Source organism: Weissella cibaria KACC 11862, from assembly GCF_000193635.1.
Classification (GTDB): Bacteria; Bacillota; Bacilli; order Lactobacillales; family Lactobacillaceae; genus Weissella; species Weissella cibaria.
Window position 1 is genome coordinate 22,284 of record NZ_AEKT01000028.1, and the last position, 16,998, is coordinate 39,281.

Sequence of the window (16,998 nt, forward strand, 5' to 3'; positions counted from 1 at the left end):
TGTTTGCCCCGCTTATGCCTTGGAGCGTAGCGTAGCGGTATGAGTGGGGCAAATGGCGTTATATTAAGGGTTCAGCCTTTCGAAACACGTTTAAAAGCCGCCAATCCTCCGATTTTAAATCGGGAGATTGGCGGCTTTTGAGGCTGAGACAGAAATTTCTGTCCCAGCCTCTTTATTTATTGATATAGATAGAATTGGATAATTTGACGACCAAATAAATCGACATAGGTCCCTTGTTGGGTAAAACCGACCTTTTCAAGGACCCTAAGTGATCCGATGTTATCTGCTAGAACATCAGCCCAAAGCGTGAAGTGAGGGGGAAGCTGTGCAATGAAGGCTGTTACGACATCCGTCATAATGCCATGTCCCCAGAAAGCAGGTGCCAAGAAGTACGCAATATCTGCTTCATTAACAAGTGGCTCACCTAGTTCATTCGCCCGCTGGTAGGCAACGACGCTACCTTGGGGCGTGCCGTCGATGAGAATTGCCGCTTGGTATGTTTGGTAAAGATCATTTTCAAACGCTTGTTGCTGACTAGCTGTCGATTTTGCGTCAATCCCAATTGCTGTTGCAATTGCGGGTGTGGTGATGAGTGCTTGGTAAGCTGGGAAATCAGCCAGTTGCCAAGGCCGTAAGTCGAATGTCATGGGGGCTCCTTTAGGATATAATTGTCTTTATTCTAACATGCTTCACAAAATGGTCCCTTGACGACATGCTCAAAATTGGCTATAGTTAATCCATAAATTGAATATGACATAGAGGTCGCAACCAACAAGAGTACTTAGCTAAGTCGGCAGACAGCGCGGTTAAGGAAAGGGAAGGTTGCCGAAATGTGTTTTGTGGCAATGAAACACGTTGGTCTAGACGTGAACAACGGTTAGACTGTCGCAGCAAAATCTGTCGGCTGCGGAGCGCTATCGACAACACTAAAGACTACCAATTATGGTCCCTAGTTTATGCGATGGTATAAGCTAGGGATTTTTTCGTTATTAGTGCGATTAGGCCTCTCATTTAGGAGGAGTTATGTCAGAAGAAACACAACAACCAGGTGCGTTGAAGCGAACGATGAAGACGCGTCACCTGTCGATGATTGCCTTAGGTGGCACCATCGGTACCGGACTGTTCGTTGCCTCAGGTGCGACGGTTGCACAAGCAGGGCCGTTCGGTGCGCTAACCTCATACGCTGTGATTGGTTTGATGGTTTACTTCCTAATGACAAGTTTAGGCGAGATGGCAACGTATATGCCAGTATCAGGATCTTTTTCAACTTATGCAGATCGCTTCGTTGATCCTGCCTTCGGATTTGCCATGGGCTGGAACTATTGGTTTAATTGGGCCATCACTGTTGCCGTGGAAGCCGCAACAGTTGGTGTCGTGATGGGCTACTGGTTACCGCATGTGCCAACTTGGATTTGGTCAGCCATTGTCTTAGCGTTGATTACAGTAATTAATCTTATGTCCGCTAAGTCATATGCTGAAACAGAGTTTTGGATGGCAACAATTAAGGTTGTTGCAGTTATTGCGTTCTTGATTATTGGAGTCGCTACGATTTTTGGGATCATGTCTTATCATCCTGATGTGGCCCGAAACTTGTCTGCCGGTGGTAACCACGGTTTCGTTGGTGGTTTCGGGGGAATGTTAGCCGTCTTCATGGTTGCTGGTTTCTCATTCCAAGGAACGGAAATGGTCGGGATTACGGCTGGTGAGTCGGAAACGCCTGAAACCTCAGTGCCAACGGCGATTAAGCAAGTATTCTGGCGCATTCTATTGTTCTACATCTTGGCCATTTTCATTATTGGTGCATTGCTCTTCTACAAGAACCCAGCTTTGTTGCACTCAAGTGAAACGAACATTGCCGTATCACCGTTTACATTGGTCTTTAAGCAAGCTGGTCTTGCTGGGGCGGCCTCATTGATGAATGCCGTGATTTTGACCTCAGTCATTTCATCAGCCAATTCGGGCGTCTATGCCTCAACACGTATGTTGTACGCGATGGCCCAAGAAGGTAAGGCACCAAAGATTTTCGGTCGCGTGAACATTAACACGGGTATTCCGGTACCTGCATTGTTAGCGACGGTTGCGGTTGGCTTGCTGACATTCGTCACATCGGTCTTTGGACCAGGCATCTACTACTACTTGGTCGCCGCTTCTGGATTGACTGGTTTCATTGCTTGGATTGGAATCGCCATTTCACACTATCGTTTCCGTCGGGCATTTGTTGCACAAGGACGTGATATTAAGAAGTTACGTTATCATGCAAAGTGGTTCCCAGTCGGACCAATTTTGGCCTTAGTATTGTCAATTGTCGTCGTTGTTGGTCAAGATTTGGCATCATTCCAAGGGTCAATTTCACACTGGAATTGGTCCGGTATTATCACGACGTATATGTCAGTACCATTGTTCTTGGCACTTTACTTTGGTTACAAATTCAAGCACAAGACAAAGTTGCGTAAGCTAACTGAGGTGGATTTGGATACAGATGCACGTCAATCATAAATAAGTGAGTTCTAAACCGCCTGGCATGTTTCAAATCATGCCGGGCGGTTTTTCTTTGTCTAATTGATGTCTATTATATGCAACATGATTCGAACAAAAAATGTGTACAAAAAAAGTGAAAAATAGTACAATAAATGACAGTTAGGTAGATACACTATCAACACAAAACGAAGGAGATTTTTCAGATCATGAAGAAGACCAAGATTGTTTCAACGCTTGGACCAGCTAGTTCTGACGTCGAGACTATTACGAAGTTAATCGAGTCAGGTGCCAACGTTGTACGTTTCAACTTCTCACACGGAGACCACGAGGAACACTTGGGTCGTATGAACGCTGTGCGCGAAGCCGAGAAGATTTCAGGTAAGACTGTAGGATTCTTGTTGGACACTAAGGGTGCTGAAATCCGTACGACTGTTCAAGAGCCAGGTAAGATTGAGTTCAACATCGGTGATGTTGTTCGCATCTCAATGGATTCATCTCTTGAAGGTACTAAGGAAAAGGTTGCCGTAACTTACCCAGGTTTGTTCGACGATGTTAAGGTTGGCGGACACGTGTTGTTCGACGACGGTAAGATTGACATGTTGATCACTGAAAAGGACGAAGCTAACCGCGAATTGGTTACTGAAGTTCAAAACCACGGTTTGTTGGGATCACGTAAGGGTGTTAACGCACCTGGTGTTTCAATCAACTTGCCAGGTATCACTGAAAAGGATGCCGATGACATCCGCTTTGGTTTGGAACAAGGTATCCAATACATCGCCGCTTCATTCGTACGTAAGCCTTCAGACGTTGAAGACATCCGTGCTTTGTTGGTAGAAGCTGGTAAGGAAGATGTTATGATCTTCCCTAAGATCGAATCTCAAGAAGGTATCGACAACTTTGCCGAAATCTTGAAGGTTTCTGATGGTTTGATGATTGCTCGTGGAGACATGGGTGTTGAAATTCCAGCAGAAAACGTGCCTTTGGTACAAAAGGACTTGATCCGCATGATGAACGCTGCTGGTAAGCCAGTTATTACGGCTACTGACATGTTGGATTCAATGCAAGAAAACCCACGTCCTACACGTGCCGAAGCTTCTGACGTTGCCAACGCCGTATTTGACGGAACTGACGCTACGATGTTGTCAGGTGAGTCAGCTAACGGTGCATACCCAGTTGCTGCTGTTGCTACGATGGCCCGTATCGATGAAAAGGCAGAAACTGCTTTGGCATTGAACGGTCGTCACATAAACAACTTTGACGCTACTGACGTTACTGAATCAGTTGCCGCTGCTGTTGCTACGGCTGCAGCAAACTTGAACGTTAAGGCTATCGTTGCCGCAACGACTTCAGGTTACACTGCAAAGATGATTTCAAAGTACCGTCCTAACGCCGACATCTTGGCATTGACTTTCGACGAGCGTGTACAACGTTCATTGACGGTTTACTGGGGTGTACAACCAGTTATCTCAGAAGCAGTGGACAACACTGATGCTTTGATTGACTTGGCTAAGAAGGAAGTTGTTGCTGCAGGTTTGGCAGAAAAGGGTGATACTATCATCGTTACTGCAGGTATTCCTGTAACGACTTCAGGTACGACTAACTTGATGACGATCGTTACGGTCGACTAATTAGTTAGTTGTTAATTAAGAACGAGAGATACTTGTTATCTCCCGTTCTTTTTTTATGTTATTCTTTAGGTAATACTAATACGAATTGATGAGGAAAAGCTGATGAGTTGGCAAGAAGTAATCGTCGAGACCCAAAGTGAAGCGGTCGAAGCGGTAAGCAATATTTTGATGGAAGCCGGCGCCGAAGGAATTCAAATTGATGACGCCGCTGATGTAGATAGTTACGAACCAGCTGATGCAACCGTATGGGTTGATTGGGATGTTGTTGAACACCGGGAAGCTGGCGCCTTAGTGGCAGGGTACTTCTCAGAAAATGTTAACTTACCTGAGGTGATTAATGATGTGCAAATGCGCGTTAATCAATTAGCTGATTTCGGATTAGACGCAACGCCAGGTACTGTGACGACAACTGCTGTTAAGGACGCTGACTGGGCGACGGAATGGCAAAAGTATTACCACCCAGTTCGAGTTACACGTCATTTGACAGTTGTACCAAAGTGGGAAGAGTATGTCCCAGCACAAAATGATGAACAAGTCATCGTACTCGATCCAGGCATGGCTTTCGGTACAGGTACTCACCCAACGACGCGTTTGATGATGCAAGCGCTTGAAATTGTGATTCGTGGCGAGGAACGTTTGTTGGATGTCGGTACTGGTTCAGGCGTCCTTGGTATTGCAGCTAAGTTGTTGGGTGCTAGCTCAGTGCTTGGCACGGATATTGATGAAGTTGCTGTTCGTTCAGCTCAAGGTAACTTGGACTTGAATCCTATTGCATCAGATATCAAGGTGATGGCGAGTGACCTATTGCAGGATGTGCCAGCCCAAGAGTTTGATATCGTGGTTGCTAATATGTTGGCAGAGGTGCTAGTGCCATTGATTCCACAAGTTGAATCTGTTTTGCGGCCAGGTGGTAAATTCTTGTTATCAGGTATCTACCAAGATAAGGCGGATGTCATCGTTGCCAAGTTAGAGGCCTCGGGTTATGTCGTGGACGAGAAAATGAAGCTGGGTGAGTGGTACGGTTTGATTGCGCACCGGGCGAGTGAGGATGAAAAGTAATGCAACGTTATTTTTTGACGGAAACGCCAGAGACTGACGAGTTTGATTTGCCGGCTGACATTGCGCATCATTTGATGACGGTCTTACGTGGCAAAGTTGGCACGATGGCAGAGTTTGTTTACCCCGATCGTGAAACGATGGTCGTTGCCAAGGTTAGTGAGATTGGTGATGATGTGACACGCATGACGGTGGTGGAACGAGTTGAAGCTAATGTCGAACTGCCTGTGCAAGCAACTTTGATTTTAGGACTGGCCAAGGGCGATAAGCCGGAGCTTGTGGTGCAGAAAGCGACTGAATTAGGGGTTCATCACATTATCTTTGTTGAAACCGATTGGTCGGTCGTGCATTGGGGAATGAAAGCAGATAAAAAAATTGCGCGTCTTGCCAAGATTGCACAAGGCGCTGCTGAACAATCCCACCGATTGACTGTGCCGGATGTTCAGTATTTGCCAAATTTGCAAGCGCTGACGCTACCAGAAGCAATGATTAAAATTGTAGCTTGGGAAGAAAGCGCAAAGCAAGGTGAAGCAGCGATGCTTGCCCAACAGTTTGCCCAGTTGCGTTCAGGTGATGAAGTCGCCTTTTTGGTTGGACCTGAAGGTGGCTTAAAGGAAGCTGAGTTAGAATTACTAACGGAAAAGTTTGGGTTCGTGGCGGCAGGACTTGGCCCACGCATTTTACGCGCTGAAACAGCGCCACTTTATGCGCTTAGTGCCTTGAGTTTTGCGCTCGAGCTAGAACGTTAGGAAAGATTAGTGTGGTAACACAAAAGAGGTAAGGAACATGAAGCGATTAAAGGAAGCGTTTGATTGGCGTTTTTGGGTTTGGGTGCCAATTCTGGCACTCTTAGTACCTTTCGTTATTAATAAAACGGCGTTGAGCGTTAATTTTAAAATTGTCTTTTCATTATTTATTGTGAATATGATTTTTAGTATTATCGCAGGTGCATTCTTACGGAAACATGGTGCATTTTGGTATTTGCTATTTATTTGGCCTATTTTTTTCTTGGCTTCAATTTGGTTAGGGCTAAATTCACATATGTACGGTTATTACCTAGCCGCACTGTACTTCGTCATTGAGTTGTTTGCGTTTACGCGTGGGCAAGAGGAAGAGGTTGATGTGGAGAATCAAATCCCAGTGGATGGTGGTTTCCGCGAAATATAATGCCATCGCGATTGACGTGTCATGAGGCTTTACGGCTTAAGAGGTTAGAACAGAGTGATCTGTTCTAACCTCTTTTTTTGCGAACCGGTGTCCCCACCTCCCACCACGTACCACCATTCACCACTGGCTTATCGTTAACTTAAAAGACTGGTATATCAAGCTTTGTCGCCTGAAAAGTTAAAGAATTCTTCAAATTCTAAAGTTCTTCGAAAACTTGTAAAGTGACTGTTAAAAAGGGTGCTCCAGGCCGGTATATCAACATTTCTGTCTCTAAAATCAAGCTATATCCCTGTGGTGACGTGTGGGGGTAGGTGGTGAGATGTGGGAGATTGTGGTAAATTAAATGTATTGAATTGTCGACTTTTCTTAACATTCGCAACCGGTAGACCTGGTTGATTAAATTGAAAGGGGGTAACGCCGATGTTCATGGGTACATACCAGCACACGCTGGATACGAAGAACCGGTTGATTATCCCTGCAAAATTTCGCAATCAATTAGGTGACGCCTTTGTTATCACACGTTGGATGGATCATTCACTGCGTGCTTATACAATGAGCGGTTGGCAAGATTTTTCTGCCAAGATTAATGCTTTGCCGGAAACTAATGCCAAGGCACGCCAATTTAAGCGATTTGTTTTTGGTGGCGCATTGGAAGTCGAATTTGACAAGCAAGGTCGTGTGAATTTGTCACAGACTTTGCGTGAATATGCCAACATCGATAAGGATGTGACGGTGTTTGGCCTTGGTGATGATACTTTTGAGTTGTGGAGTGCTGAAAAGTGGCAAGCCTACGAAGAAGAAACAGCTGAGAACTTTGATGATATTGCCGATGGTTTGGAAGATCTCGGTTTCTAAAAAAATAAAACAAACTGGGTTATGCCGGTTAACTAAGATGAAAGGTCAAACGGTTTAAGCCATGACGGAATTTAATCACGTGACAGTCTTGCTTAATGAAGCAATCGATAATTTAAATGTTAAGCCAGATGGTGTCTATGTGGATGCAACCTTAGGTGGCGGTGGCCACTCACAATTGTTGGCTAGCCGTTTGACAACGGGTAAGCTCTGGTCGTTTGATCAAGATATTACAGCAATCAATTACAACACGGAGCACCTGGCAGCTGAGCTTGCGGCTGGTAAGGTCGCCTTTATTCAAAATAATTTCCGTAATTTAAAAGCTGCTTTGGCTGAAGTTGGGGTGACTGAAATTGATGGGATTGTTTATGATCTCGGCGTGTCATCACCACAGTTTGATGATGGGCAACGTGGTTTCTCATACAACTATGACGCGCCACTTGACATGCGTATGGATCAATCCCAAGAGTTGAACGCCCGGACGGTTGTTAACGAGTGGGATTTCCACGATTTGCTTCGAATCTTGTCACGTTACGGTGAGGAAAAGTTTGCCAAGCAAATTGCACGCGCTATCGAACGGCAGCGTGCGATTAAGCCAATTGAAACAACTTTTGAACTGGTGGAAGTGATTAAGTCAGCTATTCCGGCGGCTGCTCGACGTACGGGTGGACACCCAGCTAAGCGATCATTTCAAGCGATTCGCATCGCAGTTAATGATGAACTTGGGGTGGTAGAAGAATCGTTAGCCCAAGCGCTTGATATGTTAAAAGTTGGGGGACGAATTTCAGTTATTACGTTCCACTCGTTGGAAGATCGTCTGGTAAAGACAATGTTTAAAGAAAAGACGGCGTTACCGGAAGTACCAGCGGGGCTGCCAATCATTCCAGATGAGATGCAACCTGATTTTAAATTGGTGTCACGTAAGCCAATTTTGCCATCTGAAGAAGAGATGGCGGAAAATCACCGGGCACATTCTGCCAAGTTACGTGTTATTGAAAGACTACGTTAATGAAAACTGTTCTTAACTAAATAAGAACGTGTAAGGAAGGATCTGAAAGTCATGGATGCAATGCCAAAGTACGCTGGCAATACAGCGCCAAAAAAAGTTAATCAGCCGCAACGCCGGGTTAAGACTAAGACGGTGCGTCGCCCTTATGAGAAGCCCGTTTGGAACGCAATGGATTTGACGATGGCTGCTGCCGCGGTTGTAACGGTTGCATTTATGGCATTTTTGGTCATGTTCATGGCAAGTAAGGGTGCTTCAGCTAATAAGCAACTTCAGTCAACAACGACGCAGCTCGAGCAATTACGTGACAAAAATAACGATTTGAAGCAAGAAGTTAGCAGCTTATCTAGTCCAGATCGTTTGGGTCAAGTTGCTGAAAAGCATGGCTTGAGTTTACAGAATCAAAACATAAGGAACGTGAAGTAGCATGGTAAAGAAACAACGGATGCCAAAACGTAACCAATCGGATAAATATAGTCGCAACTCCGGGCGCATTTTGCTCGGGTCGATGATACTGGTATTGGTTGTGTTGGGGGTCCGTTTTTCTTATGTTGCCGTTGCCAAAGAGGTAAAGGGACATAAGTTGGACAAGGCCGCTCAACTCATTTATCAGAGTCAAAACGAGGTGCAAGCCAAGCGTGGTGAAATCTTTGATTCGGTTGGAAATGTTTTGGCTGAAAATTCATCAACCTACACGGCCGCGGCCGTGTTAGATAAAACACAAAATGATGCGGACGGTAAGCCTGCTTACGTAAAGCCAAGCCAGGATAAAAAGGTTGCGAAGCAATTGGCTGGCGTTTTAGGTGGTAAACCGGCGGAATATCAAAAAGTGTTAGCAAATGCCCGTAAGCAAGATTTGAATCAAGTTCAGTTTGGTCAACACGGGTTAAAAATGGATGTGACGACGTACAAGAAGGTTAAGGCCTTGAAAATCCCGGGGATTATTTTTACACCAGGGACGTCACGTTTTTATCCTAATGGTAAATTCGCTTCGGATTTGGTGGGAATGACCAGCGAAAAAGTGAACGATAAGACGGGTAAGCAGACGTTAACAGGGATGATGGGATTGGAACAGGCTTATAACAAGCAATTGACTGGAAAAAATGGTGTCAAAACCACCAGCGTCGATGACGGAGATCTGGCTGTTTCAAAACATAATCAACCGGCCGAAAACGGTTATGACATCTATACGACGTTGAATACGAAGTTGCAAACGACGTTGGAAAAGAAAATGGACGCGTTGGATGACGATATGAAACCTAAGTCGGCAATCGCTGTTGTGATGGATACGAAGACGGGAAATATCGTAGCGACAACGCAACGACCAACGTTTAATGCCACGACACGCAAAGGGGTCGGTACGTATTGGAATAACGAGTTGGCATCAACGACATTTGAGCCGGGTTCCGTTATGAAAGGGATTACGTTGGCGGCTGCCATTGATACAGACAATTGGAATGGCGATGCAACTTACCAATCCGGTACATTAAAAATCGGCGACCGGGCGGTTACTGATTGGAACAATGGTGAGGGTTGGGGTGAAATTACGTATGCCCGTGGTATTGCAGAATCCTCAAACGTCGCGATGGCGCTGACGGAGCAAAAGATGGGGGCGGATACATGGGAAAAGTATATTCACCGTTTCCGCTTTTTGAAGTCAACTGACTCTGGTTTAAATGGCGAAGCTGCTGGAACAATGCAATTTAAGTATCCAATCGAGCAAGCTAATACTGCCTTCGGACAAGCAATTTCAATTACACCATTGCAGATGATGCAGGCTTACTCTGCCATTGCTGGTAACGGTGAAGAATTGAAACCGCATGTTGTTGAGAAAATTGTTGACCCAAATACCAAAAAAGTGGTTTATCAAGCCAAGCGTGAAGTTGTTGCTAAGCCAATTAAGGCATCAACAGCTAAAGCGACCCGTGAACAATTAGAGGATGTTATTTATTCCGAGTACGGTCTCGGTAAGATGTATGCTATCCCAGGGGTTAAAACAACTGGTAAGTCTGGTACGGCACAAGTTGCCACAGCAACTGGTTATTCAGCACCGGGGGACAATACGCACGAGATTCATTCCTGGATGGGAATGGCGCCTGCTAAGAACCCACGTTACTTGATGTATGTGGTCACGAAAGAGCCACAACGAAACACTGCGAATATTGCAACTGATATGTCTGACGTGTTCGTCAGCGTGATGCAACAAGCCTTGCAAATGTCAGAAGATGATAATAAGGTGGTTGTTAGTGCGGATCAAGAGGTGAAAATTCCAACGGTTGTCGGTGGTTCAACTGCCGAAGCAAAACGTGAAGTGACCGCCGCTAATTTGACCCCAATTGTCATGGGCGATGGCAAAACGGTTAAATCACAAAGCCCAATTGGCGGGCAGAAGTCACTGGTTGGCCAACGGGTATTCTTAAATACGGGTCATGATATTGCTGTGCCAGATATGGGTGGCTGGGCAAAGAGTGATGTGTTAGCGTGGGCTAAGTTAGCGGACATTAATGTTGTCATCAAGGGCGACGGCTTCGTTAGCACGCAATCGATTTTGCCTGATACCAAGTTAGCGGATGGGTATCACGACATTACAGTTGAATTTAAGGAACCCAAAACAAATTAGAGATTAATGATTGAGAGGAGACGTCGAGATGACGACTTTGTTACTAGGCTTATTAGTGGGTCTAATTGCAACGGTGCTAGTAGTGCCCCGTTTGCGAGATTGGTTTAAGAAGATTAAGGTGCAACAGCTGGTGATGCGTACAGGAGGAAATGGTCCTGATCACGCGGCCAAAGCCGGTACACCCACGATGGGTGGGGCTGGGTTTATCCCGGTTGTTGTGTTGGGATTCGTGATTCTCGCATTAGCAACTGGTCACGCAGCGCCAACTGGTTGGGCAACGCTAATTGCCATTATTGTGTTTGCTTTGGTCGGTGGTTTTGATGACAGTATCAAAATCTTCAATCACCGTGATGAAGGTTTCCGTTTCTTGCCAAAACTGACAGCACAAATCGTTGCTGCTTTACTAGCAATGTTGGTGCTTTACTTGGGTAAATTTGATTTTGTGCTTGCCTTGCCATTTGGTTTGGGTGAAATCAATAGTGTCGTGGTCTATGCCTTGTTTACTATTTTTTGGCTTGTTGGGTGGTCTAATGCGACAAATCTGACAGACGGGTTAGATGGTTTAGCATCTGGAACGGCCATTATTGCTTATGTCGCTTATCTAATTATCGCCTTGATGCAAGGTGATATGAGTATGGTTTTGTTAGACGCCTTGATGATTGGTGCTTTGTTGGGCTTCTTGGTCTTTAACCATTACCCAGCAACAATCTTCATGGGGGATACGGGTTCCCTAGCGTTGGGGGCTGGACTGGCAATGAACGCATTAGTCCTTCACCGAGAATGGTCATTGATTTTGATTGGCTTTGTCTTTATGGTTGAGACGTTAACCGTTATGATTCAAGTAACGAGTTATCACTTTTTCAAGAAGCGTGTCTTCTTGATGACGCCGATTCACCACAGCTTCGAAAAGGGTGGCTTGACGGGTAACACTGATAAGCCTTGGAATGAATGGCAAGTGGACTCGTTCTTCTGGGCAGTGGGCTTGATTGTTGCCATTCTATACTTTATCTTGTTTAAGTAAATAACTATTTAATTAAAGCGGAAACGCTGACATATCGCATTTTGTTAACAGCAAAATGCACTGCGGGCTTGCCCGTGTACATATTTTATATAAGGGGATCTGATCATGAATAAGCATGTTTTGGTAATTGGCTTTGCACGTTCTGGAGCAGCCGTTGCGTCGTTGTTATTAAACGAAGGTGCGCAAGTGACGGTTTCAGACCCAAAGATGGATGTGACAAACGAGGACGTTGTGGCGCTACAAGCGCGTGGGGCGACGTTTACAACGGAACAAACAACGGCATTGTTAACTGGTGTTGACTTAGTTGTTAAAAATCCAGGTATTCCATACACGATTCCAGTTCTGGTGGCAGCCAAAGATGCAGGGATTCCAATTGTGGTTGAAGTTGCTGTGGCACAAAAGTACATTCGTGGTGAATGGATTGCCTTAACCGGTTCGAATGGTAAAACAACGACGACCGAGATGATTGCAGCTGTATTGCGTACGCAAGCAACGTCTGATCATCAAATTGTTGTTGCTGGTAATATTGGGACACCGGTAAGTGAAGTGGCACCTAGTTTACGTGACACAGATACTTTGGTCACTGAATTATCATCATTCCAATTGATGGGGATGCCTGAAGCCAAGCCTAATATTGCGATTATTACGAATATTTTTGCATCGCATTTGGATTACCACGGCTCACGTGAAAATTACGTTGCTGCTAAAATGGGCATTACCAAAAATCAAACGGCGGATGACTATTTAGTGATTAATTACGATCGCGCTGAGTGGCGTGAATTAGCGCAGCAAACCGCTGCAACTGTTGTACCAGTCTCAAGATTGGATAACAGTGAAGATGGCGCCTACGAGCATGATGGTCAGTTATACTATCAAGGCGAGTTGGTCATGGCTGCAGCTGAGCTTGGCGTGCCGGGTGATCATAACGTAGAAAATGCACTGGTAGCAATCGCAGTCGGTAAGTTGCGTCATGTGCCAACTAACGATATTGCTGAGGCGTTGCGACGCTTCACGGGGGTTGAACACCGTTTGCAGTTTGTTGGTACGTTTGACGGACGCCAAGTATATAATGATTCTAAGGCGACAGATATTGAAGCAACTGAAATGGCTTTGTCTGGTTTTACAGCACCTGTTGTGTTGCTAGCGGGTGGTTTAGACCGTGGCGATGATCAGATGCGTTTACTACAAGCGATGAAGGCGCACGTCAAGGCATTGATTGTCTTTGGTCAAACAGCAGACAAGGTTGCGGCAGTCGGTGAGGCGTTGGCGATTCCTGTCGTACACGCAACGGATGCCCCAGCGGCGGTTGCGCCAGCCTTTGAACTCAGTGAACCTGGTGATATCGTCTTGCTATCGCCAGCTGCGGCTTCATGGGATCAATTCCCAAACTTTGAAACCCGTGGTGATTTATTTGTAGCGGCTGTCCAAGCACACGCTACGAAAGATTAATAAAGAGGAATTAACAATTATGCGTATTGTTGTATCTGGTGGTGGTACTGGTGGACACATCTATCCGGCCTTGGCCACTGTTAAGCAATTAAAAAAGCAAGATCCAAGTACTGAGGTACTCTACATTGGTGGCGAACGTGGGTTAGAGAAGACTATCGTACCTGATGCAGGTTTTGACTTTAAGGCGTTGGCCGTTCAGGGATTTAAGCGGTCACTGTCAGTGGATAATTTTAAAACGATTTACCTGTTCTTAAGCGCGACACGTAAGGCTAAGCAGATGCTACTGGACTTTAAGCCAGACGTCGTTGTTGGCACGGGCGGATACGTATCAGGGCCGGTGTTGTACGCGGCTCAGCAACTACAGATTCCAACGGTCATTCACGAACAAAATTCAGTTGTTGGTGTCACTAATAAGTTCTTGGCACGTAAAGTGACCAAGGTGGGAGTTGCCTTTCCGGCAGCTATTCCAGCGTTTAAGCCCGGATTGGCAACGGTGGTTGGTAATCCCCGCGCCCAAGAAGTCGTCGATGGTGAAGGCAGCTTCAATTGGGCCGACTTGAACCTATCAGCAACCGTGCCAACGGTATTGATTTTTGGTGGGTCGCAAGGTGCGCTGAAGCTGAACAAAGCCATGGTGGCAGCCTTACCGAAGTTCGCTGATCGGCCCTACCAAGTTATTTTTGTAACTGGTGGCAAGCGCTTTGATGAAGTGCAAGCGGACATGCAAGCAGCTGGCGTGACTGCGGCTGCGAACGTTGCGGTGGTGCCTTATATTGGGAACATGCCACAGTTGATGCCAGCGGTTGATTTGGTTGTTGGCCGGGCTGGTGCGACTAGTCTAGCTGAACAAACGGCATTGGGTAAGCCAATGATTTTGATTCCAAGTCCGTACGTTACGAATGATCACCAAACTAAGAACGCGCGTAGCTTGGTTGAAGCTGGTGCAGCGGAAATGATTACCGAAGAATCGCTAACGGGTACGACGTTGTTTGGCACAATTGATCAATTGATGACGAATCAAGGTGAACGTCAAGCGATGGCGACAGCAGCGACAACGTTGGGTGTCCCAGATGCAGCTGACCAATTTATCAAGTTGATTAAGTCAGTTATTAAAAACTAATGTAGCTGAAAATGCCAGGGTGTTACGTGATGAAAGGAGGTAATGATGGCCGATAAAACTACTCAAAATGATAAGTCTTCGTCAGATATTCAAGCACATTTGGATGCGTTGCTATCCGAGGAGGATTGGTCATCGTTACCAACACGACGCACTGGTAAAAGTGGTGCCGACGAAGTTGCCGAAGCCACTAATTTTTCGGCAAATGGTTATGATGACGATGATGTTGAGGCGAACTTATTGCGGGCTAAGCCACGATTCGATCCATCGGCACGGCGATTATATCAACACGAACGAAGTACATTAAAATCACTTGCTGTTCTGGGCGTCGCGGCGGCATTCTTAGGCTACTTTATCTCGCCTTTTGGTCAGATTCAGAAGTTCAATGTTGTCGGCACCCAAGATTTGTCTGACAAGGCGGTCTTAAAGGCGGCTGGATTGCAACTTGGGCAACCGCTGTTTTCGACCGTACATCAAAGTGCTTATTTTAATAAATTAGCGCAGAAAAATGATCCACAGGTTGCTAATTTAAAGTTGCGATTGGTTGGGACAAATACGGTTGAAGTGAAAGTTAAAGAAATTGTCCAGGTTGGCTACGTGAAGGCAGGCAGTCGTTATTACCCAATTTTGGCAAACGGAACCATGCTTAAGCACGGTTCGGCCTCGCACCCAGTCGGGGGGCTGCCATTGTATGACGGCTTTACGTCAGGTAAACAACTAAAGCTGACGTTGTCTGAATTCGGTAAGTTATCAACGCCACTTCGTCATGCGGTCTCGGAGATTGTTTGGTCACCAGATGCCCAGAATGCACAACGCCTGAAGTTGTACATGAATGACGGTAATCAGGTCTTAATTAGTGCTGATGATTTATCGAAAAAATTGCGGTACTATCCAGGCATGGTTGCGCAATTAGACAAACCAGGTCAGGCTGACCTACAAGTGGGGGCGTATTTCACGCCGTATCAGTAAGAAAACCTGCTTGAAAGTATGGAAGAAACACCTGAAAGTATGGTATTATTTTTAAAGAATTGTTTATCCCGGTAGCAATTAGCCTAAGATTTTTGATTTCAGTCAAAAATGTTGCGCAAAGGGCGACCGGATAGAGCGGAATTGGTCACGTCGGGCGCTATTTAGCCCCAACGTGACCAGTCTACTTTATTTATTTAAACAACATCGTTTGGCAGTCAAAGGAGGAATTAAGATGGCCAACCATGGTTTGATTGTTGGTCTCGATGTCGGGACGAGCACCATTAAAGTGTTAGCTGCAGATGTTCGAGACCAACAAGCTAATATCGTTGCAGTTGGTCGTTCAGTTGCTCATGGCGTAAAGCGCGGTATCGTTGTTGATATTGATGCTACTGCTAACGACATTCGACAAGCAATTGCACAGGTAAATGAGCAGACTGACGTCCCTGTGACAGAAGTTGTTGCGAGTTTGCCGGCAAATAACATTCAAATTCAACATGTCAGTGGCATGGTAACAGTTAAAGATAGTCAGCATATTTCATATGCTGATGTTGCTGCGGCTGTGAAACAGGCAATTAAAATTCAATTACCGGCTGATCGAGAAGTTGTGGAGCTGTTGCCAACGGAGTTCATCGTTGATGACTTTGATGGCATTCAAGATCCTAACGATATGGTCGGGATGCGTTTGGAAATGAAGGGGGTCGCCTATACAGCTCCCCGGAACATCCTGACGAATTTGCGGATGGCAATTGCCAAGGCTGGGTTGCAGCTACGTGATTTTGTGTTAGCGCCACTTGCATATAGCAAGACGGTACTAGCAGAGGGCCAACAAGAATTTGGGACGATTCTAATGGACATGGGTGCTGGTCAAACAACAGCAACCGTTGTCCATGACAATCAGCTGAAGTTTTTGACTACCTTCCCAGCGGGAAGCGAGAATATTTCTCGCGATATTAGCGCTGTATTGGAAATTGGCTTACACGATGCAGACATGTTGAAGTTGGATGCTGGTTTGGCATTGTCAGAAATGGCAAATGCAGATAACAAACTGGTTATTCAAAAAGTTGGGGCTGAGACGCCTGAACAAGTATCTGAATTAATGGTTGCACAAATTATCGAGGCACGCTTGATGCAAATTCTGGATAAGCTTGGTGAAAAGCTAAACTTAGTTGGCGCATTTGATTTGCCTGGTGGCGTTGTGGTAACCGGTGGGGGTGCCGCATTGCGAGGTGCACCAGAGGCTGTTAAGGCAGCTTATCAGGTTCAGGTAAAGTCATTTGTACCAAGTGATATTGGCTTGCGTCATCCTGGCTATGCAGGGGCATGGGCAATCGTGCACTATGCGGCGCAACAAACACCGGTACAATTGATTGTGAAGGAAGCTTTGTATGATTTGCCATTGACGGTGTTAGGTCAACCAACCCTTGGGCGTCAGGTTATGTCAACGCCGGTACAACCTGAGCCACGGCAAGCGATGCAAGCAGTTCAACCACAAACGGCAGAACCAGTTGATGCATCAGAATACGAGCAAACGTCAGTAGAAAACGATGAAAGTCCAAAGAAGCAAAATCCAATTCGGAATTTCTTCAAGGAATTTTTCGACTAATTATAAAAGAAATACAGAGTAGAAAAAGGAGC

15 protein-coding genes and 1 riboswitch are annotated in these 16,998 nt (G+C 45.7%); of the genes, 14 read left to right on the plus strand and 1 reads right to left on the minus strand.

The features are described from left to right. Positions 1–176: 176 nt before the first annotated feature. Entirely contained in the window at positions 177–647 is a 471-nt protein-coding gene (locus tag ESE_RS11890) for a GNAT family N-acetyltransferase (protein ID WP_010372652.1), read from the minus strand. Between the two features lie 101 nt (positions 648–748). Further along, a riboswitch (Lysine riboswitch) is annotated at positions 749–925 on the plus strand. Positions 926–1,023: 98 nt separating this feature from the next. Here ESE_RS11890 and ESE_RS0105800 point away from each other — a divergent pair. From ESE_RS0105800 to ftsA, 14 genes are all read left to right on the plus strand, one after another. Then, complete coding sequence (locus tag ESE_RS0105800; RefSeq protein WP_010372655.1) at positions 1,024–2,496, plus strand: amino acid permease; 1,473 nt, start codon at positions 1,024–1,026, stop codon at positions 2,494–2,496. Between the two features lie 188 nt (positions 2,497–2,684). Then, complete coding sequence (gene pyk / locus ESE_RS0105805; RefSeq protein WP_010372658.1) at positions 2,685–4,106, plus strand: pyruvate kinase; 1,422 nt, start codon at positions 2,685–2,687, stop codon at positions 4,104–4,106. Positions 4,107–4,208: 102 nt separating this feature from the next. Next, a complete protein-coding gene (prmA, locus tag ESE_RS0105810; protein ID WP_010372662.1) occupies positions 4,209–5,165 on the plus strand; it encodes a 50S ribosomal protein L11 methyltransferase in 957 nt (318 codons plus the stop codon). After that, positions 5,165–5,911: an RsmE family RNA methyltransferase gene (locus ESE_RS0105815; RefSeq protein ID WP_010372665.1), complete on the plus strand. Its 747-nt coding sequence runs from the start codon at positions 5,165–5,167 to the stop codon at positions 5,909–5,911. Before prmA ends, ESE_RS0105815 begins: the two co-directional genes overlap by 1 nt. A 37-nt stretch (positions 5,912–5,948) precedes the next feature. Next, positions 5,949–6,329: a hypothetical protein gene (locus ESE_RS0105820; RefSeq protein WP_010372668.1), complete on the plus strand. Its 381-nt coding sequence runs from the start codon at positions 5,949–5,951 to the stop codon at positions 6,327–6,329. A gap of 420 nt (positions 6,330–6,749) precedes the next feature. Continuing rightward, complete coding sequence (gene mraZ, locus ESE_RS0105825) at positions 6,750–7,184, plus strand: division/cell wall cluster transcriptional repressor MraZ (RefSeq protein ID WP_010372671.1); 435 nt, start codon at positions 6,750–6,752, stop codon at positions 7,182–7,184. Positions 7,185–7,245: 61 nt separating this feature from the next. Further along, positions 7,246–8,190, plus strand: a complete 945-nt coding sequence (gene rsmH / locus ESE_RS0105830) for a 16S rRNA (cytosine(1402)-N(4))-methyltransferase RsmH (protein ID WP_010372674.1) — start codon at positions 7,246–7,248, stop codon at positions 8,188–8,190. A 51-nt stretch (positions 8,191–8,241) separates the two neighbouring features. After that, positions 8,242–8,613 carry a cell division protein FtsL gene (gene ftsL, locus ESE_RS0105835; RefSeq protein ID WP_010372676.1) on the plus strand — a complete coding sequence of 124 codons (372 nt, stop codon included), beginning with the start codon at positions 8,242–8,244 and terminating at the stop codon, positions 8,611–8,613. 1 nt (position 8,614) lies between these two features. Further along, positions 8,615–10,807: a penicillin-binding protein gene (locus ESE_RS0105840; RefSeq protein ID WP_010372680.1), complete on the plus strand. Its 2,193-nt coding sequence runs from the start codon at positions 8,615–8,617 to the stop codon at positions 10,805–10,807. 28 nt (positions 10,808–10,835) lie between these two features. Then, positions 10,836–11,828: a phospho-N-acetylmuramoyl-pentapeptide-transferase gene (gene mraY, locus ESE_RS0105845; protein ID WP_010372684.1), complete on the plus strand. Its 993-nt coding sequence runs from the start codon at positions 10,836–10,838 to the stop codon at positions 11,826–11,828. Positions 11,829–11,933: 105 nt separating this feature from the next. Continuing rightward, on the plus strand, positions 11,934–13,277 hold the full coding sequence (gene murD, locus ESE_RS0105850; RefSeq protein ID WP_010372687.1) for a UDP-N-acetylmuramoyl-L-alanine--D-glutamate ligase: 1,344 nt from the start codon (positions 11,934–11,936) through the stop codon (positions 13,275–13,277). A gap of 19 nt (positions 13,278–13,296) precedes the next feature. Next, positions 13,297–14,397 (plus strand): undecaprenyldiphospho-muramoylpentapeptide beta-N-acetylglucosaminyltransferase, encoded by a 1,101-nt coding sequence (murG, locus tag ESE_RS0105855; RefSeq protein ID WP_010372690.1) that lies wholly within the window; start codon positions 13,297–13,299, stop codon positions 14,395–14,397. 45 nt (positions 14,398–14,442) lie between these two features. Beyond that, positions 14,443–15,363 carry a cell division protein FtsQ/DivIB gene (locus ESE_RS0105860; RefSeq protein WP_010372693.1) on the plus strand — a complete coding sequence of 307 codons (921 nt, stop codon included), beginning with the start codon at positions 14,443–14,445 and terminating at the stop codon, positions 15,361–15,363. Between the two features lie 232 nt (positions 15,364–15,595). Continuing rightward, positions 15,596–16,966 (plus strand): cell division protein FtsA, encoded by a 1,371-nt coding sequence (gene ftsA, locus ESE_RS0105865; RefSeq protein ID WP_010372696.1) that lies wholly within the window; start codon positions 15,596–15,598, stop codon positions 16,964–16,966. The last annotated feature ends 32 nt before the right edge of the window (positions 16,967–16,998 follow it).